The sequence below is a fragment of the Pseudoalteromonas sp. MTN2-4 genome (assembly GCF_042848605.1).
Lineage (GTDB): Bacteria > Pseudomonadota > Gammaproteobacteria > Enterobacterales > Alteromonadaceae > Pseudoalteromonas.
In genome coordinates, this window is record NZ_BTGK01000004.1 from 123,034 (window position 1) to 145,166 (window position 22,133).

At 40.2% G+C, this 22,133-nt stretch carries 17 protein-coding genes; 7 read left to right on the top strand and 10 right to left on the bottom strand.

Annotation, left to right across the window (positions count from 1 at the left end; translation table 11 throughout):
• Positions 1 to 24: 24 nt before the first annotated feature.
• Positions 25 to 1,392 carry a sensor histidine kinase gene (locus ACGHEH_RS11625; RefSeq protein WP_390445456.1) on the bottom strand — a complete coding sequence of 456 codons (1,368 nt, stop codon included), beginning with the start codon at positions 1,390 to 1,392 and terminating at the stop codon, positions 25 to 27.
• Positions 1,382 to 2,068, bottom strand: coding sequence for a response regulator transcription factor (locus ACGHEH_RS11630; RefSeq protein ID WP_390445458.1), 687 nt, complete (start codon positions 2,066 to 2,068; stop codon positions 1,382 to 1,384). Before ACGHEH_RS11630 ends, ACGHEH_RS11625 begins: the two co-directional genes overlap by 11 nt.
• Positions 2,069 to 2,273: 205 nt before the next feature.
• Here ACGHEH_RS11630 and ACGHEH_RS11635 point away from each other — a divergent pair, with 205 nt between their 5' ends.
• The 4 genes from ACGHEH_RS11635 to ACGHEH_RS11650 all read left to right on the top strand — a co-directional run bounded on the left by ACGHEH_RS11635 (position 2,274) and on the right by ACGHEH_RS11650 (position 7,158).
• Positions 2,274 to 2,729, top strand: coding sequence for a GNAT family N-acetyltransferase (locus ACGHEH_RS11635; protein WP_390445461.1), 456 nt, complete (start codon positions 2,274 to 2,276; stop codon positions 2,727 to 2,729).
• Positions 2,730 to 2,809: 80 nt separating this feature from the next.
• Positions 2,810 to 3,256 carry a GNAT family N-acetyltransferase gene (locus ACGHEH_RS11640; protein ID WP_390445464.1) on the top strand — a complete coding sequence of 149 codons (447 nt, stop codon included), beginning with the start codon at positions 2,810 to 2,812 and terminating at the stop codon, positions 3,254 to 3,256.
• 395 nt (positions 3,257 to 3,651) lie between these two features.
• Complete coding sequence (locus tag ACGHEH_RS11645) at positions 3,652 to 5,748, top strand: S8 family serine peptidase (RefSeq protein ID WP_390445467.1); 2,097 nt, start codon at positions 3,652 to 3,654, stop codon at positions 5,746 to 5,748.
• A 156-nt stretch (positions 5,749 to 5,904) separates the two neighbouring features.
• A complete protein-coding gene (locus tag ACGHEH_RS11650) occupies positions 5,905 to 7,158 on the top strand; it encodes an adenylate/guanylate cyclase domain-containing protein (protein ID WP_390445469.1) in 1,254 nt (417 codons plus the stop codon).
• Positions 7,159 to 7,239: 81 nt separating this feature from the next.
• On the opposite strand, the gene ACGHEH_RS11655 is transcribed toward ACGHEH_RS11650, so the two are convergent.
• The 6 genes from ACGHEH_RS11655 to ACGHEH_RS11680 form a co-directional block, all read right to left on the bottom strand.
• Positions 7,240 to 8,766 carry an alkaline phosphatase D family protein gene (locus ACGHEH_RS11655; RefSeq protein ID WP_390445472.1) on the bottom strand — a complete coding sequence of 509 codons (1,527 nt, stop codon included), beginning with the start codon at positions 8,764 to 8,766 and terminating at the stop codon, positions 7,240 to 7,242.
• Positions 8,767 to 8,985: 219 nt separating this feature from the next.
• Positions 8,986 to 9,888 carry a protein translocase subunit SecF gene (secF, locus tag ACGHEH_RS11660; protein ID WP_390445475.1) on the bottom strand — a complete coding sequence of 301 codons (903 nt, stop codon included), beginning with the start codon at positions 9,886 to 9,888 and terminating at the stop codon, positions 8,986 to 8,988.
• Entirely contained in the window at positions 9,881 to 11,767 is a 1,887-nt protein-coding gene (secD, locus tag ACGHEH_RS11665; RefSeq protein WP_390445478.1) for a protein translocase subunit SecD, read from the bottom strand. The genes secF and secD overlap by 8 nt, the downstream gene beginning before the upstream one ends.
• 72 nt (positions 11,768 to 11,839) lie before the next feature.
• Positions 11,840 to 12,286, bottom strand: a complete 447-nt coding sequence (locus tag ACGHEH_RS11670; RefSeq protein WP_390445481.1) for a hypothetical protein — start codon at positions 12,284 to 12,286, stop codon at positions 11,840 to 11,842.
• A gap of 290 nt (positions 12,287 to 12,576) precedes the next feature.
• Positions 12,577 to 13,407 carry a hypothetical protein gene (locus ACGHEH_RS11675; protein ID WP_390445483.1) on the bottom strand — a complete coding sequence of 277 codons (831 nt, stop codon included), beginning with the start codon at positions 13,405 to 13,407 and terminating at the stop codon, positions 12,577 to 12,579.
• A gap of 100 nt (positions 13,408 to 13,507) precedes the next feature.
• Positions 13,508 to 14,599 (bottom strand): CsgG/HfaB family protein, encoded by a 1,092-nt coding sequence (locus tag ACGHEH_RS11680; protein ID WP_390445485.1) that lies wholly within the window; start codon positions 14,597 to 14,599, stop codon positions 13,508 to 13,510.
• A gap of 550 nt (positions 14,600 to 15,149) precedes the next feature.
• Between ACGHEH_RS11680 and ACGHEH_RS11685 the strand changes: the two genes are divergently transcribed.
• The 3 genes from ACGHEH_RS11685 to ACGHEH_RS11695 all read left to right on the top strand — a co-directional run bounded on the left by ACGHEH_RS11685 (position 15,150) and on the right by ACGHEH_RS11695 (position 19,886).
• Positions 15,150 to 16,988 carry a S8 family serine peptidase gene (locus ACGHEH_RS11685; protein WP_390445488.1) on the top strand — a complete coding sequence of 613 codons (1,839 nt, stop codon included), beginning with the start codon at positions 15,150 to 15,152 and terminating at the stop codon, positions 16,986 to 16,988.
• Between the two features lie 86 nt (positions 16,989 to 17,074).
• Complete coding sequence (locus ACGHEH_RS11690; RefSeq protein WP_390445490.1) at positions 17,075 to 17,584, top strand: GNAT family N-acetyltransferase; 510 nt, start codon at positions 17,075 to 17,077, stop codon at positions 17,582 to 17,584.
• A gap of 544 nt (positions 17,585 to 18,128) precedes the next feature.
• On the top strand, positions 18,129 to 19,886 hold the full coding sequence (locus ACGHEH_RS11695) for an endonuclease (protein ID WP_390445493.1): 1,758 nt from the start codon (positions 18,129 to 18,131) through the stop codon (positions 19,884 to 19,886).
• Between the two features lie 53 nt (positions 19,887 to 19,939).
• On the opposite strand, the gene ACGHEH_RS11700 is transcribed toward ACGHEH_RS11695, so the two are convergent.
• Together ACGHEH_RS11700 and ACGHEH_RS11705 are read right to left on the bottom strand one after the other, a co-directional pair.
• Complete coding sequence (locus ACGHEH_RS11700; protein WP_390445496.1) at positions 19,940 to 20,623, bottom strand: LytR/AlgR family response regulator transcription factor; 684 nt, start codon at positions 20,621 to 20,623, stop codon at positions 19,940 to 19,942.
• Complete coding sequence (locus ACGHEH_RS11705; protein WP_390445499.1) at positions 20,620 to 22,119, bottom strand: sensor histidine kinase; 1,500 nt, start codon at positions 22,117 to 22,119, stop codon at positions 20,620 to 20,622. Before ACGHEH_RS11705 ends, ACGHEH_RS11700 begins: the two co-directional genes overlap by 4 nt.
• Between the last annotated feature and the right edge of the window lie 14 nt (positions 22,120 to 22,133).

The window sequence follows — 22,133 nt, forward strand, 5'->3', positions numbered from 1 at the left end:
GCTTTCATACAAAATTGTATGAATTTAAGGCATAGGAATTTCGATATTAAAAACAGCACCTTGCTGCTTATCTAATAAGCATAATTGCGCGTTATGGACATCACAAATTGCCTTAACAATACTTAGACCTAAGCCATTTCCTGGTTTAGAGCGACTAATATCAGCGCGATAGAATTTATCGAAGACTTTTTGTTTGTCTTTGTTTGGTATGCCTGGTCCATCATCGCCAATTTGTAGCAGAGCACTTTGGGTGTGACTTTGTAATCTGATCCAAACCTGTGCATTGTTGCTTGCATACTCAAGTGCATTTTCAAGTAAGTTACACAGCAACTGACTTATTAAATCTCTATCACCATAGCATTGCACACTGGGGACAACTGAGATTTCAAATTGGCGACCGCTATCTTCAAATACAGGTTGGTAACTGAGGGCTAATTCATTAACTAGCTCTGATAAATTAAACACGCTAAAGCCTTGAATATGTTTGCCTGACTCAATGGCATTCAATCGCACTAAATTGTTAAAGGTAGTGATGATATGAGTGAGGTCTTGATTGGCTTTCTCAAGGTGAAAATGCAGCGCGTGCGCATCATCAATATCTTGATACATAGATTGCAGTCGGTTTGATACACGAGATAAGGGGGTTTTTAAATCATGGGCAATGCCGACCGACATGGTTTTCATATTGTTATGCAGGTGTACAATTTCATCTAGCATGGTATTGATTGATTGGCCAAGCGCTTGCCATTGTGGATCTGTGGTATCTATTTTAATTCTCGCCGAATCAGGGGCTTGTGCAACGTCATCAAGCTGGCCAATAATCGCTTGAATTGGTTTTGAATCTTGACGTGTAATAAAGGCAAATAAAATACACAAGGTAAGCCAGCTAAGCGGTAAAAACCATGCAAGCAATTCATAGGCAAAAATGCCTTTCAGTCTTTGTGTTTCTTCTTGTTTTTGCCAAAAGTGAGCATACGCATGCTCATTAAAATATAAGGTGGTGGTGAGGACTTGAGTAGGGGCGTCTTCTTCTAAATTCAAAGTGAACCAAGTTGGGGTATCGGCTGTGGGTAAATCGATATCGGCGCCAAGCATAAGTTTGCCGTCTCTAAAGCCTGCAACTAGCCACTCTTCTTCTAACAGGTGTGTTTTTGCTTCTTCGTCAGTCCATTTAGGTCTATGGGTTAGTTCAAGCTCTTTTAAAATGGCACGCGGGCCTTGCTCTTCATAGATATGCTCTATTTCTTCAGCATATTCAGCAAACTCATTCTTTTGCTCGTTCTTATCAAGCCAAAGCGAGATTTCGATGAAGGCAAATAAAACAATAAGTAATGCAAACCAAGACAATGTGCTTAGTTTTAAAGTTTGCACGATTTGATGTTTATTCAGCATCTTGTTGCCTCGACAATAAGTAGCCACAACCACGTACGGTTTTGATCATATCGAAAGCAAAGGGTTTATCTATTTTATTTCTAAGTCTAGAAACATGAGTTTGAACAAGACTGGTTTTCGGATCAAAGCTAAACCCCCACACTTGCTCTAAGAGCATGGTTTTAGTAATGAGTTGCTCAGGGTTCTGCATCATAAACTCAAGGATTTGGTACTCTTTTGGCATGAGTTCAATTTCTTTTCCTGCTCTGAATACTTGCCGAGTGGTTCGTTCAAGTTTGAGTTCACCAATGCAAATTTCAAGGCTGCTTTCTTTTAGAGGTTGGCGCCGGGCGAGAGCTTTAACTCGAGCATAAAGCTCCGAAAAAGCAAACGGCTTTACTAAATAGTCATCAGCGCCGGCATCTAACCCTGCAACTCTATCAGATGTGTCATTGAGCGCCGTAAGCATGATGATAGGAATGGTAACTTTGCTTGCACGCAGAATGCGAACGGCATCAAGGCCATCCATATTAGGCAGTAATCTATCGAATATGATGACATCAAATTCACTTGACGATGCTAACAGCATAGCCTGTTCAGCATTATCACAGTGTTGAACTATTTCACCATGTTGCTGTAGTCCTTTGCTGATAAATTCAGCTGTATCTAAATCGTCTTCAACTAATAAGATGTTCATAATGCTCTGAAAGAAAAATTTTACCTTTTAAGCATATCTTATTTATTGAGTTTTGATTCATACAATTTTGTAAGCTAGCTTTGAACGTTTTTGAAATAGAAGTTTATGCGAGAAATGGGCTTTTTCTCCACATTAAAACAGCAGTTTACATCTGATAAGTTTGTATTCATTATAGGTGCTTGTTCAAGTTTAAAGGAGTAAACCAATGATCCGCCAAGCAAACCTAGAAGATCTTCCACAAGTGCTCAACTTATACCGAGAACTACGTCCGCACGACCCTGAGCTTGAAAAGTCTTTTTCTGAGCAGGTATGGGCTGAGATGATGCGCTGCCCAGAAACATATATAGTGGTGGCAGATATCGAAGGGGAGTTAGCCGCAACTTGCGCACTGGGTTTAAATAAGAGTATTGCAAATGGCGGTCGACCTTTTGCCATTATTGAGCATGTGATCACCGCAGAAAAATTTCGACGTAGAGGATTAAGTCAACAAGTACTCGAGTTTGGCATTCAAAAAGCGTGGGAGCTAAATTGCTACAAAGTTATGTTGCTTTCGGGCGAGAACCTGACTGGCGCGCACCGAGTATATGAATCGGTAGGTTTTAAAGCGGGTATTGAAAAGGGCTTTGTGATTAAAGCGCCAAAAAATAAGAAAGATAAATGAACAAAACAATATTAGTTACCGAAAGACTCACCTTAGCCCCTTTAAATGAGAGCGATAAGTCTCTTTTCATTGAGTTATGAATGGATCCAGAGGTGATGGAACACTGTTATGATCCTAGCACGTTAGAAGAAGCTGAGGCTGGCTTTGAGGCTTTTGCTCAGCCGTGGGATAGCAACAGCCATGATTGGTTATGTTTTGGGATAACTGAAACAAACACTGGCGATAAGGTTGGCAATATCTCAATCAAAATACTTGATCACAAATCAAGAGTAGCTGAAGTTGGGTTTTTATTGAGTCCAAATAAACAGGGCAGAGGGTATGCTTTTGAGGCGCTTGAAGCTGTGGTCAAATTCGCCGCTACTGCGTTAGACATTCAAACGCTGATTGCCATTTGCTCGGTAAATAATGTGTCATCTATAAAATTGCTAGAAAAGAGTGGCTTTATAAGAACCGCTATGATGAAAAATAATGTTGTCATAAATTCTGAGTATATTGATGATTATCGTTATGAGAGGGCAGTAAGTTAACGTTTAAATTATCTGAATATTCCCATCTTTTTATTGTTTTTTATTTCACTCAAGTTGAATTTCTATTCAATAAGTCATCAGTCATTCGAGTAATCTTTTAGACTATTTCAAATCATATAAACATACCTTATTACTCTGGGTTATAACAATTTAGTAACAAATTTTGTGCAGCTGTAATTAAGTTAGTACAAACTTTGTTCAAGCTCTATGTATCTAGACGTATATACGTATCTATCTCTATGTAATGAAATTTTTACAGCTCAATTCGTTACGATTAGAGCTTTTGCACCTAAAACAAAAACAAATTGACAGCGCTAGACATTTGCTCTTTCCTTGTTTCTTGTAAACGGGTTGTTAACTGTTTGCACACCTAAACAACAAGATAAGGCATCGCCATGAAAGCAAGACTAAATAAAACAACACAAGCTTTAATTTTTTGCGGTACGTTGGTCCCAACGGTATATGCTTCGGGTTCATTACCTGAAGTTTTAGGGGAGAATTTTGATCAAGAGCAGCGTTACATTGTGACGTTGAAAAAAGAAAATCAAGCAGTGGCTTTACCATTTAAATTAAGCCCAATGCAAGCTAAGCAGCTTCAGTTTAACCGTCTACAATCGGTTGCTGATGATGTTGCTGCCGAAGCTGTTCAAGTTTTACCATCGATTAATGCAGTGTCAGTTGAGTTGACATTACAACAAAGAATGCAAATTGCGTCTCGTTCAGATGTTGTATCAATTGAAGTGGATCCTAAGCGTCATTTGCTAGCTGAGAGCACGCCTTACGGTATTGGCATGGTGCAAGCTAACCAGCTGAGCGATAACATGTCGGGTAACCGTAAAGTTTGTATTATGGATACAGGTTACACGCTTAACCACCCAGATCTTCCATCGACCGGGATCACAGGTGACGACGGCTACGGCAGTAATGATACTGGTAACTGGTATAACGATGGCAACGGTCACGGTACACATGTAGCGGGCACGATTGCGGCCATTGGTGGTAATGGTCAAGGTGTTGTGGGTGTTAACCCATCGGGTCAGCTTGGTCTTCACATTGTTAAAGTATTCAATGACTCAGGCCGCTGGGCATATGGTTCTGACTTAATTAAAGCCATTGAGCAATGTCAGCAAGCTGGCGCAAACATCACCAGTATGAGTTTAGGTGGTTCTGGCCAATCATCAGCTGAACGTCAAGCATTTGCGAATAGTTATGCGCAGGGTATGTTACATATTGCAGCAGCGGGTAACGATGGTAACAGCTCAATGAGTTATCCAGCATCTTATGACGCAGTTGTATCTGTTGCCGCGGTTGATAGCAGTGAGAGCAAAGCGTCGTTCTCGCAATATAACAGTCAAGTTGAGATTGCAGCACCGGGTGTTAATGTAAACTCGACTTGGAATAACAACGGCTATAAAAGTATAAGTGGTACCTCGATGGCAACCCCACACGTATCGGGTGTCGCTGCATTGGTATGGAGTCACTTCCCAAATTGTTCTAACCAACAAGTTCGTGATGCGCTTAATGCGACAGCAAAAGATAAGGGCAGTGCGGGCCGAGATACTTCTTATGGTTACGGTATTGTTCAAGCAAAAGCGGCTTATGATTATCTAGCTAACTCAAGCTGTGGTGGTACAGGTGATACAGCGCCAGTGGCATCATTTACTGCGGCAGTGAATGGTAAAACAGTTCAGTTTACTGATGGTTCATCAGACGATAAAGGCATCTCTAGTTATGCTTGGCAGTTTGGTGATGGCGCAACCAGTTCACAGCAAAACCCAAGTCACACTTATAGCGGAACAGGTGATTTCACGGTTAAGCTAACTGTAACAGACACAGCTGGTCAAACAGCGAGTAAGTCTTCTGTTGTCAGCATTACAGATGGTAATACTGGTGGTTGTAATGGTGTTGCAGCATGGTCGGCAACTAAGTCATACCGTGCAGGCGACAAAGTGTCTTACAACGGTTATCAGTACGAAGCAACTTGGTGGTCAACAGGTGCACAGCCTAATGTATTCACGAATGTTTGGAAAAAACTAGGCAAGTGTAGTGGCTCTGGTGGCGGTGACAACCAGGCGCCAGTATCAGCGTTCTCATTCAATACTAACGGTTTGAGCGTATCATTCACTCAGCAAGCAACGGATGATAAAGGTGTAGCGTCTTATGCATGGAACTTCGGAGATGGTCGTTCAAGCTCACTTGCTAACCCGTCACACAGCTATGCACAAGCAGGTTCTTACTCAGTAAGCCTAGAAGTAACCGACGCTGAGGGCTTATCTCACCGTGTATCTAAGACAGTCAATGTATCATCAGATTCAAATGCCGGCTGTAATGGTGTACCAGCTTGGACAGCCGGCGCAGTGTTCTTACCTGATGCACAAACATCGCTAAATGGTCGTTTATATCAGGCTAAGTGGTGGAACCAAGGTCAAAATCCAGAACAGTTCTCAGGTCCATGGGACGTTTGGACTGATAAAGGTTTATGCCAACAATAAGAGTTTCAATTAAGTAATTCCCACACTTTGTTTTACAAAGGCAATTTAGGTAACTAAATTGCCTTTTTTCATACCCTACCATTATTTCTGCCTTCATTTTTCGTACTCATTGTTATGACAAGCTATGTTTAATAAAAAAGCAGAATACTTAAACTTATGAAATGGTTGAAACATATTGATGACAGCTTTGATGCATTGCTGACAGATTGCTATCAGCAGCGCGAAATGGAAATGGAAAACCACATCAACAAAATTCGTTTTTTTGGTTTGATGGCGCTGTTTTTACTTGAACTACTGGTCGGTACGCTCAGTCAGGGACTGGATTTAATTTTAATCGGTGTCGATCTTGGGTCGATGGTTATAACAGCAGGTTGGTGTTGGCTAGTTCGGCACTGGGCAACCACAGGCAGTTATAAGCCTTGGCTCAAGTATGTATCTATTTTATTCGATTATGTGATTATTTTAGGGATCACATTAGAAATGGAATATTTGGCCGAAATAGGGCACTTCTTACGCGATCTACATCAAACACAATTTGAATTGATGCTGATCAGCGCGCTAATCTTATTTAACGTCATGAGTGCATTCAGGCAAGGTCGTGTGATTATTTACTTTTCAACGCTGTGTTGTTTAGCTGCGACAACGCTTATTTTAGAGCACAGCCAGACTGACCGAACCATAGAGATCCACGAACAGATCATCGTGTTATTCTCGGGGTTACTCGCGTGGTCAATTTCTCATTACATTACTAATACATATACACGCTTGCGTCATCGCGAAAGATTATTACGCTATTTGCCTGAAAAGCTGGTTAGCGCGGTTGAAACCGGTGCCGTTGACATAGAGCCGGGCGGTGAGCGCCGAGAAGTAACGATTTTGATGGCCGATATTCGTAATTTCACCACCTTATGTGAACGCAATGAACCAGAGGTAGTTACTCGTATTCTAAATCGTTATTTCTCAGCCATGAGTAATCCTATTTTTAAACATGATGGCATGATAGATAAATTTATCGGTGACGCCATTATGGCTGTGTTTGGTGCACCACAAGCAGGAATGAATAGCGCTCAATGTGCAATAGATGCAGCAAAGGGCATGCTTGAAGAATTGATTGAGTTAAATAAGCAATTTGCCCAGCAGGGCCTACCACAGCTTGAAATTGGCATTGGTATTCACAGTGGTGAAGCCATTGCAGGTAATGTGGGGAGTTTGAGTTGTATGGATTACACCGTGATTGGTGACACAGTTAATGTCGCAGCGAGAATAGAGAGCAAGACCAAAGAGCTTGGGCAAGTATTACTTGTCAGTGAAGACACCGCAGAGAAATCAGAGATGCCGGATTTAGTTTGGGTTGCGGATGTAAAACTCAAAGGTCGAGATAAAACAGTCAATGTCTATTCTTTCACATGAACATCATTTAAATACTTTTCTATATGAACTCAAGGGGAGCTAAGCTCTCCTTGAGTTCAAATTCACTTGCTGATTGCCAGATTACAATTTATGCAGTTTGGCTTCGCCTGAATTAACATACAGGGTTCTATCAACGAATGACTGGTTATTTTTGAAACCAACAATTGGCACATGGTGCCATTGAGAAGTGAGTTTGTCTTGCTTGATGTTAAGGGTGACAAAACCTCGGTTTTTAAGGTCAATATAACGAATATGTGGGTTTTCAGGCTTTAGAATATTGCCTACATCTCCCACTATTTGCTGCAAACCCGGTACAGGGATTGACGGCGAAGTGACAGAAGGAGTGACAATTTCAACGGCAAGTGCACCGTCATGAGTAAAGCGATTATATTCACGCCAGTCGTACGGGTTTTTAGCAATATCGGCAGCCCAAGAAGAATGTACATCACCAGTTAAGAACACCACATTTTTAATGTCTCTTTGTTCTACAAAGTTAAGTAGTCTGTCTCGAGCGGCAGGATAGCCATCCCATGCATCAGCATTAATTGGCTTACCAAACATCTGAATTTGCATAATTTGCACTTGTTGACCAATTAAATTCCACTTCACGCCATTGTTTTTAGCATCGAGCAGGTTGTCTTCTAACCATTGTTCTTGTTCAAAGCCCAATAAAGTTCGCATAGGATCAAGGCGCACATCGTCTTTCACATCGACTTGCTCATCGCGACCAACATAGCGGGTATCGAGCATATTTAAATGTAGTAACTGACCAAATTCGAATTTGCGATACGCCTTTTCACGGTTACCACTTTGAGGCTCTCGAATAGGCATCCACTCATAATATGCTTGAATGGCTGAATTAGCACGGGTTTGCCAGTCGCCTTCATTGTCGTTATGGTTTTGTGCACCGCCACGCCAAGTGTCATTGGTAAATTCATGATCATCCCAAATACAGATCATAGGGTGGGTTTGGTGCAGGGTTTGCAAATCTTCATCTGTTTTATACGTCGCATGACGTAAGCGGTAATCATTGAGTGACACCATTTCATGCTTTGGCTCTACCAGCCTCTTCCATAATAACGGGTTACGATAAACATCTTCGTTACCGTACTCATATAAATAGTCGCCTAAATGTAAAACTGCATCGAGATCATCCATTTCTGCTATGCGAGCATAGACATTAAAATAGCCATAGCTAAAATGCGAACAAGATGTCATCGCTAGCTTCACTTCAGATACATCATATTGAGGTAAAGTCTTGGTGCGACCCACAGGCGAGACAATAGGCTCATCGAGCTCTTCAATGATAAAGCGATAGTAATAAGTGCTATCAGCATTTAAACCTGTGACATCGACTTTAACGGTAAAATCTCGACCTATACTGGTTTCAACCTTGCCTTCAGTTTCGATAGTCGCGAATGAAGATGATGTTGATACTTGCCAGCGCACAGACAATACCAGGCTGTTGATATCGACAACTTGCGTGATTTCTTCAGGAATGGTGACTCGAGTCCAAATGATCACCGCATCATGGAGCGGATCACCACTGGCAACGCCATGGCTGAAAGGGTTGGTTTTAAACGTACAACCCGAGAGTGTTAAACTCATTGGCATCACGCTCAGTAGAGCTGATCCTTTCAAAAAACTTCGACGTGAAATAGACATAAGTAATTACTCTAAAAAAAGGGAGCGCTAGAATTAACACGTAAAAGTTACAAAAATGTTAATTCAAATCAGCTTTTTCAGAAATGAGTAATTTCTAAGTCTATGAATATAAAAAGAAGCTCACTCATAGTTGATGAGTGAGCTAAATACTCTAAATGTTAGTTAGGGCTCAGCGAGTAGTTTTTTCACCTCATCGCTGTCTTGGTTTTGATAGTTTGCAAAACTTAAGCCCATAAATTCAGGCAAGGTTGCACTGATAAAAATAGATGACAAGGTACCCGCAGTTAAACCAATTAACAGGGCGCTGGCAAAACCATTTAAGGCATCACCTCCGAGCAACCAAATCGCAAAAACCGTGGCAAGTGTGGTAAACGAGGTGATCAGCGTACGGCGTAATGTACTTTGCAAGGCTTCATTAATTGAATGACCAATGGGTTGTTCAGGTTTGGCACGAATGAGTTCACGAATGCGGTCGCCAATGATAATACTGTCGTTGAGCGAGTAACCGATAATCGCTAAAAGTGCTGCCAATACCGTTAAATCGAAGGTTAAACCAAGCACAGTGAATAAAGCGATGGTGATTAAAACATCGTGGAACAGCGCGACAGTTGCAGCGACGGCGAGTCGCCACTCAAAACGCACCATTAAATAAATCAACACAGATACCACTGCAAATACAGCCGCCAGTGCACCACTGGTTTTGAGCTCTTCACCTACTTGTGCGCCCAGAAACTTACTTTCTAGGATATGGGCATTTAACTTTGACTCAATCGCAGTTTGAAAAGCGGCGATTGAGTCTGAAGCCACGTCGGGTAAAAACAACACCCGCCAATGGCCGTCTTGGCTTTGTGATAAGCTAAACGCGTCTGATGTTAAGGTACTTAATGTGGTTTGCAATTCACTCATACTGGTTAGTGACATTAAAGTGAAGTCTAATACGGTACCCCCCGTAAAATCTAAGCCAAATACAATGGGGTTAAGGGCTAAAGCGCCAAGGCTAACAACAATTGCAATTAGACTAAATATAAAGCCCATTTTACGGGCAGACTGCCAAATATTATGCATGATGCGCTCCTTCTTTCTTTGTTGTTACTGATTCAAGTTGGGCCTTGTTTTTATCTTTTTGATGCTCTTTTTTTCTTTTCTTTTTAAGAAAGAGTGGCGAAAGGTGAGACGACACCAATACGCCCGAGAACAAACTGGTTAAGATCCCAAGGGCTAACGTAATAGCAAAACCTTTGATTGGGCCATAACCTACACCAAGTAAAACCAGCGCGGTGATCATCGTCGTTAGGTTCGCATCGATAATGCTCGACATAGCATGTTGGTAGCCGCGTTTTAAAGCGCCAAGTGTGCTCGCACCTTGTTTGATTTCATCACGAATGCGCTCAAAAATAATCACATTGGTATCGACCGCCATACCTATGGTGAGTACTAAACCCGCGATCCCAGGTAGGGTTAACACAGCTCCAGGTAATAACGACATTAATCCAAGTAAACAGACCAGATTCACCACCAATGCAATGATGGCGACTATACCGAGTCGCCCGTAGCACACCAACATGAATAGTAGGGTGATGGCTAAGCCCAATTTGAGAGCATTAAAGCCGTTTTCAATGTTTTGCTCGCCTAGGCTTGGGCCAATCGTTTGCTCTTCAACAATGGTGATAGGTGCTTGAAGTGACCCAGCACGCAATACCATAGCTAGCTCTTGTGCACGCTGCATGGTGCCTAAATTAGTGATACTAAATTGGCGGTTAAGGGCTTGTTGAATGGTGGCGACCGAAATCACTTCTTGTTGTTTAACCACATCCCCTTTTTGATTTTGGTGATATTCGCCATAGAGAGTGGCCATTGGCTTACCAATGTTTTGTCGTGAGAAACGACTCATTTTGTCGCCGCCAGCAGGGGAGAGCATCAGTTGTACTAGCGGTTGCCCTGATTCATCTCGTCCAGCTTGAGCCGATTCAATCTCGGAGCCAGTAAAAATAGGCAATGGGTTCAATTTGGCTGTGCCGCCATTCTTATACTTGTAAGTGTGGCCTCCAATGTCTTTCAATGCATGAAAAGATAACTCAGCAGTTGCACCAATTAAGCGTTTTGCAGCAGCTGGATCTTGTACACCCGGTAACTCAATTCGAATATGTTGCTTACCTTGGCGTTGTGTGACAGCTTCTGTGATCCCTAATTGCTCGATACGCGAACGCAAAGTACTAACGGCTTGGGAAATTGCTTGTTCAGCAATCTGCTTTTGACTGGCTTCGTCAAAACCAAGTTGCCAAATTACTTGGTTTGCCGTGTTTTGTTCAATACTCGTAAGGCTTGGGTAGTCTGCTTTTAAGCGCTTCACTAAGGTAGCAAGCTTATCTGCTTGGTTACTATTGGCTTTGATGACCACGCTATTATCACGGGCTGCTTCAATCTTGATACCACGCAATTTGTGCTCAATGCGATAATCTTTTGCGACTAAACGCAGTTTTTCGAGACGCTCTTCAAGGGTTTTGTCGGTATCGACTTTTAATACAAATAGCACGCCGCCGTTTAAATCTAGGCCTAATTTTAAAGGCGATAAATTAAAACTTTGCAGCCATGCGGGTGTAGTTGCTTCACTTTGCACGCTAATGTTTGCTGCGCTTTGTAATTGCGTTTGCAACTTTTCTTGTAATACGGCTTGCGCATTCACACTCGCCTTTGGATGTTCGAGCAACACTCGAATTTCACTGGTTTGATGGTTTACAGTCGCTTCACGCACAGGCAATTTCGCGTCTTCAAGGTATTGGCTAATTTGAGTCGCCGATAATGCATTGTAATTACTGCTGACCTTTAATACCGTGTTATTTGGATAAAGGTTTGGTAGCGCGCTAATTGCCAGAAATACAATGACTAACAGCAGCGCCCATGGGGTCAAACGGTTGTTCGACTTAGTGTTTAATTTATTTTTCATAATTCACTCATCTAGGGCAGCAAAACACAGTTTTGCCGAAAAAATTAAAAGGTTTTTTGGCGATAAGTGAAATTAAGCGTGGTAGGTTAGTCGCGCTTTATAAACTAAATTGGCTGGTTTACAGGCATCAATAAAGCCATGATTTGGCCGCGTATTGCATTGATACCAAGGTTGTTCTAGCTTGTCAGTTTGCAAGCGAATTTCGCTAATGTAAGTGTCTGACATCAGCTCAAAAACTAAAATAAATTCGCTTTGCTGTTTTGGGTGTAAAAAACGAATGGCTTGTTGTTGAGAGGGGCGCTCAACAATTGAAAACAACCCAGAATCATCGGCAGTAATATGGTGCTTTTGCGAATGCTGCTGCGATGAAAACTCGTTGCTTACAGCATTCTCTAATGGACTTTGATAACTAGTTTGGCTTTGAACATTATTCTGCAAATGCGGAATCTGTTCGGCAGATGACGGAGCATCGGCAAACAGTAAAAACAGCACAGCAATAATTTTTAAAATTCGGATCAAAGTAACAAGTTCAAATTAAAAGCGATAAAGCATAATAAGGGCAAGATGAATTTTATCAAGGGAAATGAGTTTTTATTTAGCCATAACTATAAAGTATAGTTAATTACAAATTTGGGATAGTTCGATATTTTATTAAAAGCTGTATGCGAACTTAAATGCACTTTAAATACTTCAACAAGACACTTAGTGGTAAATAGCAATAATATAGTAAGTTTTAGCTTACTGTATAAGTAGAGCGCATATTTGCATAACTAAAACATGCCTCTACTTTTTTGGGCTTGCTTTCAGAGTTATATTTTTTTATCAAGATAAGATTGCTTTAATGCCATACTCAACCTGTCAGCTGCGTCTAAAAAAGCGCGTTTTTTTAATGTGTTGGTAGACTCCGACTGAAAGCTAATACCTTTACCATCATATACCTGAAACAGTACTTGTTTTGAGCTTTTTATCTTAGTGATATCAACACTCATAACGGCAAGTAATTTTTTAGAGGATGAGTGCTCAGTGTTGACCTTGATGTTAATGGCGACAGTCGCTTGTTGTGGTTCAGATGTAAAATTTAAACCTAGTTTACTCAATTGAGCTAAAATCATGTTATGGGCAATCGTTGCATGTTCACCGGTTGTATTTAGGTAAAAAGTTTGTTGGTCAAAGCGGGCTGAGTACTCTGCTTTTAATTTGCTCTTTGCTTTTAAAATTGACTGTTTCGGCAAGGTTAATTGTCGGTAAACAACGCAGTTAGTTTTATCAACCCAATTATCGATGAATGTAGCCTCTTCTAACAGGGCGTGTGTTTCAAGCTTACTACTTTGAGTGAATTGATTACTTGAAGCTGTAGAGCGAGTGTGTGTTTTGGTTTGTGTTACAGTGCTAACTTCAACGGAGATGAGTTGGCTCATCGCTTCTTTCGCACTAATAGCGGCACGTTTTAAATCAAGGGTTTTAATACCAGTACATTGTGTAATGCCATATGTGCTTAGGTCGTTGGCAGTAGCAAACTGAGTATCAACCCAGTTAGGTTTAGGCTTGCTACTAAAGTAATTCCCACAGCTACAGGCCTGTACAACTTGAGGGTAATTACCCAGCAAAAAAATTAGCACTATTTGGGTGATATTTTTCATATAACTCCGTCAAAATTAAATTATTCGTTTCGTATCGGGTGTAAAAAAGGTGCACATTGAGGCACCTAAATTAAACGTCTTTATTCAGTAGCGCAGAGTGTTAAAGAAAGTCTTTTATGGCATCAATTTGTGCTAATTGTATGAGCTCTTTTCTTCTTGAGCTAATTCGCTTGATGGCACCTCTGATAGGCTCTAAATCATCGAAGTCATTTGTGGTTGTCATGGCACGTTTATAAAAAGCTTCGGCAGTATCTAAGTCACCTTCTTTTTCTGCGCAAAGGCCGTTGTTGTAGTTAATTGCGAGAGAATCGGCGAAAAGGCTTTGGGCTTGGGAAAATTCATTACATGCCTCTTCAAACCACTCGTTTTCTGCAAACTCGATCCCTTTATCAAGGTGCTGTTCCGCTTGTTCAGTTAATTTACTGTCATCACTTTCTAACAGAGTTGGTGTTAAAACGACGGTATGTGGTGCGATATCTTGCGAAAACTCTTTGAAAATATTACTGACAGCTTCACCAGCAAGCTCGGCGTTACTTTTGTGTGGTGTATAACTATCTGAGCATTTACTACTACTAGCTTGGTGACTAAAACGTTTTGTAAATAGTATTTTACCTGTTTCTACTGAAGAAAGTTTTGGTGTCATATTTGCTGAAATGCTACGTTTGGTGCAGCTGACATTGTACTGATATGAGTTTTTACATTTCTTATCACTGCATTTTGTTCTTGTTTCAGTGTAAGACTGTCTTTCAACCGAGGATATGTAGTAGTTGGCAGATAAAATAGCATCAGCTCCAACTAAGCGGCCAAGTTTGACATTATTTGATGAACTCGCTAAATCAGATGTAGAGAACTTTTGCTCCTCAATAACACGCTGAATAGTCGCTCTATCTACTAGCGTAAAAAATGGCTGATCGGCGACATTAATATTAGCTAATTCAGATTCAAACATATTGATAAATGAGTCTCCACTCTGATTACCATTTACACTTGAAACAGCCACTTTATCAATTCGTACATCGGCCATTCTATCGTTCTTAGCTGGTTTTAGTTGAGTTATAGGGAGGTCGGGGGAAGTCATGACATTCACAACCGCATCAAGCATACTGTCAAAACCGTCTCCAATTGTTTTGGTAACATTACAACCTGCGAGTAATGAAGTGGTGATAGCAACAGCGAGTAATTTAGTTTTCATGATTAGTCCTTTGGTATTATTAAATTCAAAAAAAATATAGCAGGAAAGTTTGTTTTTTAAACTAAATATTGTTCTTTTTTTGATCTAAATAAAAAGGTTCAAGGAAAAATAATATGTTTATTATAAAAGTATTGTTCAATCATTAGTTTTTATTTAACTTGATTCATAGTTGCCTAGAGAAGATTTTGGCTATCGATAAGAAAGCCACTCAGCTTCAACTTTGTGTGTAGTCATGATTACAGTTTCTCACAGTGATAGCGTTAATAGGTTAAGTTGAACTTTATATTAAAGCTTATACTTTTCGTAAGAAGAGTTTTAAGAGTAATTTCATCATTCAAATGTATTTAATTAATTTTTCTATTGCTCTTGTTTTTATTTGAATCCGAGATTTCTAACGCTTTTTCACAGAGTTTTTATCTCTCTTCGTTATATGTTATTGCCTGATATTGTAGATAATCATAATTTTAAATTTGATTTTACATTTTCTTAAAGTTACTTTTGTACTGTAAACGGGACAAATTTAATAATTCATAAAAATAGAGAAAGTAAGATGAAATCTAAATTTAAAAAAAGCTTAGTTTGCGCAGCAATCTTAAGTTCGAGCGTAGCTGTTGCGAGCACATCATTAGACTCAAATAACAAAAAAGCTGATTATCTAATTACTTATGAAGCATCTAGCCTTCCAGCTGAGTACCAACAACAAATCATCAAAAACATCACTCAAGTTGCTAAAGGTACTGTAGGTTTAATTTCGTTAACAGAAGAGCAAGCGAGTGCAGTTCAACAGATTTCTGGTGTGCGTGTAGAACTAGATGTAGAACGATTTGCAATTCTTCCTCAGTCTCCAAGTAACTTTGCGCTGGAACAAATTGACAGCGATGTCACTGTGGCTAACTTCACGAATAATGAGTTCGAAAATCTAGCTCAACAAGAAGTAACTCCTTACGGCATTACATTGACTAAGTCTGATTTAGTTGCTGATCCTGCGAATAATGGCATCAAAGTGTGTGTTATCGATTCAGGTATCCAAGGCAACCACGAAGAGTTTGCAGCAACTAATTTGAGCGGTAACCACAGTGATTACTCTGATTTTTGGTTTAACGATGCCGTTGATCACGGTACACACGTAGCGGGTACTATCATTGCTAACCGTGATGGTAAAGGTGTCGTAGGTGTGGTTTCTAATGGTGCCGTAGACACATATGTGCAAAAGCTATCTCGTACAGCACATGGTGCAAACTCAGGTTTCAGAACTTCACATATTCTAGAAACAATGGAAGTGTGTGCGAACCAAGGTGCGAACATTATTAATATGTCACTAGGTGGTTCTCGTTCATCTGATACTGAGCGTGATGTAGTAGATCGTTTGACTAATCGTGGTGTGTTAATTGTTGCAGCAGCAGGTAACCATGGTTCAACAGCGACTGATGGTGATGATTCATACCTATTCCCAGCGTCATACAAAAATGTTATGTCAGTCGCGTCAGTTGATCAGAATACTGAAATTTCTACTTTCTCTGCGGTTAACGATCAAGTTGAAATTGCAGCGCCGGGTACACGTGTACTTTCTACTGTTGATAGCGAGTCTGTAAATGTAAATCGCTTTATCTGGAATGCGAAAACTGGCGGTTATTTCTCTTCTGGCTTTAAGCAAATTGATGCAGGTAACACACCTTATCCACGCATCTCACAATTAAGCGAAAGTTGTTTCTACAAGATCCCATTTGATGCATTCTTAAGCGAGTACTTTGACGGTACATTAAGTGCTACTGACAAAGCGGGTTTTGATGCTGCAACAGCGGCATGTCAAGCAAATGAAGGTCAGGTGCTAGTAACATACTTCGACGTGCCAGCAGGTATTCCAGAGTGGGTATCAAGAGACGTTCACAACATTGACTACGCAACTGATTTCCCGACATTAACAGTGTCAAATGTGGTTGGTGAATTAATCAATAGCAGTGGTCTGATGCTAACTGAATATAACAAGTACGGTTATGAGTATAAGTCAGGTACATCAATGGCAACACCGCATGTAACTGGTGTTGCAGCGAAAGTATGGAGCCACTTCCCAAATTGTACAGGCTCTCAAATCCGCGACGTTCTTAACTTTACTGCAACGGACATCGGTGTTGAAGGTAAAGATCACGAGTTTGGTCATGGTTTAATTGATGCAAAAGCAGCATATGACTTTATTGCTGCAAATGGCTGTGATGTACCAGAATCAACGTGTCCAAAAGCATGGTACGAAAATCAAGCTTATACGAAAGGCGACCAAGTAACCTTTAACGGTCAAATTTTCGAGGCTAATTATTGGACTAAGAATGATTTGCCGTCAGAAAATGAAGGTCAATATAAGCAGTGGCAACTTGCAGGTAGCTGTGCACTGTAATTAATGGTTTGATACGAAAATAAAAATGGCTTGTCTTTGTACAAGCCATTTTTTATTTTATCGCCAAAGAAATTTACAAAGAAATTATGAAAGCAGAAACTATTATAAGAAAAGCCTCAGAACAAGATATCACTTGCTTATCTGTTTTGAGTAGCAAAGTTTGGTTAGCGACTTACGCAAAAGAAGGGGTTAAATCTGAGTACGCAGACTTTGTAGTTCATAACTTCAATACTGAATCATTTCTGCAAGACATAAATAGTCCAAATAAAACCATTTTAGTCGCTGTACAAGAAGGCATTGTGCAAGGTTATTTGCTCGCAAATAGACAGAGCCATTATCAAGATCAATCTAAGTTTGGCTATGAAATTGAACGCCTTTATGTTGATGCTCAATTTAAAGGGCTGGGTATCGGAAAAGCACTACTGCGAAAGTGCCAAAATGAGTTAGGCCATGAGTTCTGGCTTTATACCTGGGTTGAAAATGACGCTAATGACTTTTATAAACATCTAGGGCTTATTAATATCGGACAATTAACGTTCGATTTTCATGGCGTAAAAATTCAGAATTGGGTTTACTCAAGTGCTAAGTTAGCCTAAATGCCTCAGTTGTTTTGACCTAAAATAAGTTTTCTCACCATCAGCTCCCATAATGTCTTTATCATGGCATCTAAAAGCACATATCAAATTACGCGCTTATTTAACCTGGTTCATAAAACTTAAAGTATTCTGAATGTTTCAAAAGCAGAGAAAACGAAACTCACTGACTTGAGTGATTTTCTGAAATTTGAATCTACCAACCAAATTAAATTCATTAGCTACAAACTCTTACCACCTAGATCTCACAATCTCAATGTCTTTAGTCCGCGCGCGATCCTTTTTAAGTAAATAAATGTAAATGAAATAACTTCTTGTTTAATATGAATTATTTTTATTATTGAAATTTTGACAGCGTTGACACATTAGATAATTTATTCTTTTGTTATCTTTTTGTAATAAATTAGAGTGTATACTTCTGCGCGCTGGCATGGGGTCAGCTTTTGGAAGCGGTTTGCAAAGGAAGGTGAATATAAAAATAAATCTTAATTAAAACACACGGTTAATTATGAAACTCTCACTTAGATTGACATCTATGGCGATGCTTATGAGCACGTTGTCAGGTGTATCCTTGGCTGCTGCGCCACAAAACTATTACCAGAACATTGATAATGCAAATGCAACAACACTGAAACAAAGCTTGCATATAATTATCAAGGGTCACACAAAAATTCCTTATACATCATCAAATACAGATACTTGGGACGTGCTAGAAAAAGCCGATGAAAACCCAGATAATAACTCTCAAGTTGTTGATGTGTATAAAAATGCAGTTTATAACAAAGTGGGTGGTGGTAATACTAACTACAACCGCGAACACTCTTGGCCGAAGTCTTATGGTTTTCCAAAAGATGGCAGTCAAAATTTGGCATATACAGACCTTCATCACTTATTTATTTCAAATAGTAGCTACAATTCAAGCAGAAATAACAAACCTTATGCAAACTGTACTAGTGCATCTTGTTCAATAAAAACTACTGATGTTAATAACAATCGCGGTGGATCATCTTCTGAAGTGAATCTAACTATGGGCTCAGGTCCGTTAGATGGTATTTGGCAAACTTGGCCGGGCCGTCGTGGTGATGTAGCCCGTGCATTAATGTACTTAGCAGTGCGCTATGAAGGTGGTACAAATGCCAATGGTTTTGTAGAGCCTGATCTTATTTTGACCGATGATCGCAGTAAAATTGAAGCCTCTAAGACGGGTGGTAATGAAGCTGTTGCTTATATGGGTTTAAAAACAGTGCTTATTCAATGGCACAAAGACGATCCAGTTGATGATTTTGAGCGCCGTCGTAACGATGTGATTTTCCAATATCAAGGTAACCGTAACCCATTTATCGATCACCCTGAATTTGCAGCATGTATCTTTGAAAGTGATTGTTCAGGCGTAGGTGCTGGCACTGGCACTGGCGGTGGCGATACCGGTGGTGGTGACACGGGTAGCAGTGACGCAACACCTTGGATAAATGAACTCCACTATGATAACAATGGTTCAGATGTAAACGAAGGTGTTGAAATCGCAGGCGCTGCAGGGATAGATCTAAGTGGTTGGCAGCTAGTAGCTTATAACGGCAACGGCGGTGCGGCATACAAAACTATCTCACTTTCAGGCACTTTAGCTGATCAGCAATCTGGTTTTGGTACTAAATTCTTCGCCATGAGTGGCCTACAAAATGGTGGCCCAGATGGTATTGCGTTAGTAGATAACACCGGTAAGTTGGTTCAATTCTTAAGTTATGAAGGTACCTTTACTGCAACTGATGGTGCAGCGCAGGGCACGGCTTCAACATCAATTCCTGTATCTGAAACGTCATCTACTGCAGTAGGCCACGCGCTACAACTTACTGGCTCAGGTTCAAAGTACAGTGATTTCACTTGGCAAGTAACTGCTTCAACGTACAATCAAGTGAACTCAGGTCAAAGCTTTAATGGCGGTACACCGGTTACTGAACCTGTGGTTGAAGAAACATTCTTTGAAATGAATAGTGTTTCTTCTATTCCTGACAACAGCGCAATGACATCAACGCTTGATGTTGATAACTCAACGACATCTGGCACTGCAACCGTAAAGGTGAATATTAGCCATACATACCGTGGTGATATTAGTCTAGTGTTGACCTCGCCAACAGGTGCTCAATATCAACTTAAGAATTATAATGGTCGCGATAGTGCTGATAATGTCGTTGAGTCTTACACGGTGAATTTGTCGGGTAGTGTAAAAGGCACTTGGCAATTAAGAGTGCAAGATCACTATAACCAAGATGTAGGCACATTAAACGCTTGGTCGATTAAGATTAACTAAGGTTTTTTAGTAAGCAGCCCGCTTTGTTAAGCGGGCTTTTTTATTGCATTTGCTTAGCTGCTTTTTAGCAATACTTTTGTGTCATCGATAAATAGCTTGCTGACTTTCTTAGTTTGTCCATCACTGAGCGTAACGTCTTTGTTTGTAACGCTATGGATGTGAGTTAAATTAATCACCGTTGATTTATTGATTTGTAAGAAGTTTTCTCTTGGTAATTCATCGATTAAAGATTTTAGCGTGGTATTGGCAAGTATCATGTTGTCTTTAACCCATACTTTTACATAGTTACCGTAAGATTCGAGGTACGTAATGTCTGCAAGGGTGACTTTTTCTAGACTTCTACCTACTTTGAGGGTTAAAGACGTTGCTGTATTTGAGCTGGTCGCTACAAAAGAGAGCTTATCAATAGCTTGCGCAAAACGAGTTTCATTGACGGGTTTTAACAAGTAGTCGACCACATTGAGCTCAAAGCCATCGATAGCATATTCAGGGTGGGCGCTAACGATGATCACTGACGGGCACTGTTTAACAACTTTTAGCATCTCAATACCAGTTAGGGCAGGCATGTTGATATCTAAAAATAATAAATCAATGTCTTGATTGGCTAATACTTGCAACGCTTCAACGGCACTATAGCACTGAGCGACAACCTCAAAATTAGGGTACTTTTTTAAATGATGAAGCAGCACTTGGTGTGCAATCGGCTCATCATCTATTAATACAACTTTATGTTTCATGTTAGCTCTATTTCTAAATTGCACTGCCAATGATCACCCTCAGGACCATAGTTTAATTGGTGAGTATTAGTATAAATGAGAGAAAGTCGTTTGCTTAAATTTTGCAATCCAACGCCGGTATGCTCCTTGTTTTGCTTCATATCTTCGGCCATTTGCTCGCAAAAACTGTTTTCGCAGATTAAGGCTAAGCGATTACCTTCTAGCTTACAGTCAATTCGAATATTGCAACGCTCAAGGTTGTTGGTTATTGCGTGTTTAAAAGCATTTTCAATGGGCACAATGAGCAGCAGTGGTGCGATTTGATGTGCTGAGTTGTTGAGTCTTGGTAGGTTAACACTCAAATTAATATTGCCACTTAATCTCACTTTTTGCAGCTCAATAAAGTGTCTGATGTAGTTGAGCTCATCTTCAAGAGAGACAAAGTCTTTGTGCCCTTTATATACAGAGTGTTGCAGCAAGCTCGATAAGTGTTCGATCAAGTTTGGCGCATCATCAGACTGACAAAGCACTTTGCCGTAAATATTGTTAAGTGAGTTGAACAAAAAATGTGGGTTTATTTGCTGTTGCAGCAAAGTGAGCTCAGCCTGTTTGTTTTGCTGCTCTAATTCGAACAGCTTGCGCTCTGTTCTGTGGTGTCGACAGAGCAGAATAATCGGGGTGCTAAGTGCTATTAAGCTGAAAGTAAACACATAGTTTTGTGGTTGAAAAATACCTTGTGCATTTGAAGGTATGAGTAACAATGTTTGCCCAGAAATGGGTAATACATTGATGAAGGAAAACGCAATCGGTGTGCAGATAAGTAAGTAGACGAATGTACCGCACAAATAATTAAATAAACCGAATTGCCCAAGTAGTTTTGCGATGAGAAAACGCTTGTTCAACCAATAAATTACCCAGATAAGCGCTGCAATAATACTAGATTGTATGCCAGTCCAAATAAACGTTTTAAACTCCGTCACTCCTACGTCTAGGCTGACAACTAGGGTATTAGGGGTGAGCGTTAAAGCTTCATCATGGCTGTTGGCTAAACACATTAAAATAACCCAAGCCCCTAGGGCTATAAGCATAAATAGGTCTTCAATTTTGATTGTTTGTAAGTACCTACTATTTATTTTCTTCAACTTTAATGAGACCGAAGGTATAAAGATACTACACAGACTCAAGCCAATAAAAATCACTACGCCATCAAAACTAAGGTGAGCATTGAAAAAAGTTGGTTGCAGTGTTTGTAAGGTAAAAAGGGCGACGGGGTAAACAACGAAACCAAGAGACCAATAAATAAGTCGCTTCAATATGTACTTATTATAAGTAGCTAAATGAGCAAGTAGCATAGGCAAACTCATCATACCGACTTCAATGAATGTGCTTATATACGCTAAAGCGCTTGTCTGTTTTGCTGACAAAAATTGTAAGTGAGTCACTATCATGAGCGCGCATAGCATAGGCACAAAACGTGAGATAAATAGTGTCGGGCTGCTTTGGAACAATTGGCTCATAACGCTGTTTATAA

What these genes read in the sequence shown, in the direction of transcription:
- ACGHEH_RS11625 (WP_390445456.1), bottom strand. Translation starts at nt 1,392, where the DNA reads ATGCTGAATAAACATCAAATCGTGCAAACTTTAAAACTAAGCACATTG.
- ACGHEH_RS11630 (WP_390445458.1), bottom strand. Translation starts at nt 2,068, where the DNA reads ATGAACATCTTATTAGTTGAAGACGATTTAGATACAGCTGAATTTATC.
- ACGHEH_RS11635 (WP_390445461.1), top strand. Translation starts at nt 2,274, where the DNA reads ATGATCCGCCAAGCAAACCTAGAAGATCTTCCACAAGTGCTCAACTTA.
- ACGHEH_RS11640 (WP_390445464.1), top strand. Translation starts at nt 2,810, where the DNA reads ATGGATCCAGAGGTGATGGAACACTGTTATGATCCTAGCACGTTAGAA.
- ACGHEH_RS11645 (WP_390445467.1), top strand. Translation starts at nt 3,652, where the DNA reads ATGAAAGCAAGACTAAATAAAACAACACAAGCTTTAATTTTTTGCGGT.
- ACGHEH_RS11650 (WP_390445469.1), top strand. Translation starts at nt 5,905, where the DNA reads ATGAAATGGTTGAAACATATTGATGACAGCTTTGATGCATTGCTGACA.
- ACGHEH_RS11655 (WP_390445472.1), bottom strand. Translation starts at nt 8,766, where the DNA reads ATGAGTTTAACACTCTCGGGTTGTACGTTTAAAACCAACCCTTTCAGC.
- secF (WP_390445475.1), bottom strand. Translation starts at nt 9,888, where the DNA reads ATGCATAATATTTGGCAGTCTGCCCGTAAAATGGGCTTTATATTTAGT.
- secD (WP_390445478.1), bottom strand. Translation starts at nt 11,767, where the DNA reads ATGAAAAATAAATTAAACACTAAGTCGAACAACCGTTTGACCCCATGG.
- ACGHEH_RS11675 (WP_390445483.1), bottom strand. Translation starts at nt 13,407, where the DNA reads ATGAAAAATATCACCCAAATAGTGCTAATTTTTTTGCTGGGTAATTAC.
- ACGHEH_RS11680 (WP_390445485.1), bottom strand. Translation starts at nt 14,599, where the DNA reads ATGAAAACTAAATTACTCGCTGTTGCTATCACCACTTCATTACTCGCA.
- ACGHEH_RS11685 (WP_390445488.1), top strand. Translation starts at nt 15,150, where the DNA reads ATGAAATCTAAATTTAAAAAAAGCTTAGTTTGCGCAGCAATCTTAAGT.
- ACGHEH_RS11690 (WP_390445490.1), top strand. Translation starts at nt 17,075, where the DNA reads ATGAAAGCAGAAACTATTATAAGAAAAGCCTCAGAACAAGATATCACT.
- ACGHEH_RS11695 (WP_390445493.1), top strand. Translation starts at nt 18,129, where the DNA reads ATGAGCACGTTGTCAGGTGTATCCTTGGCTGCTGCGCCACAAAACTAT.
- ACGHEH_RS11700 (WP_390445496.1), bottom strand. Translation starts at nt 20,623, where the DNA reads ATGAAACATAAAGTTGTATTAATAGATGATGAGCCGATTGCACACCAA.
- ACGHEH_RS11705 (WP_390445499.1), bottom strand. Translation starts at nt 22,119, where the DNA reads ATGAGCCAATTGTTCCAAAGCAGCCCGACACTATTTATCTCACGTTTT.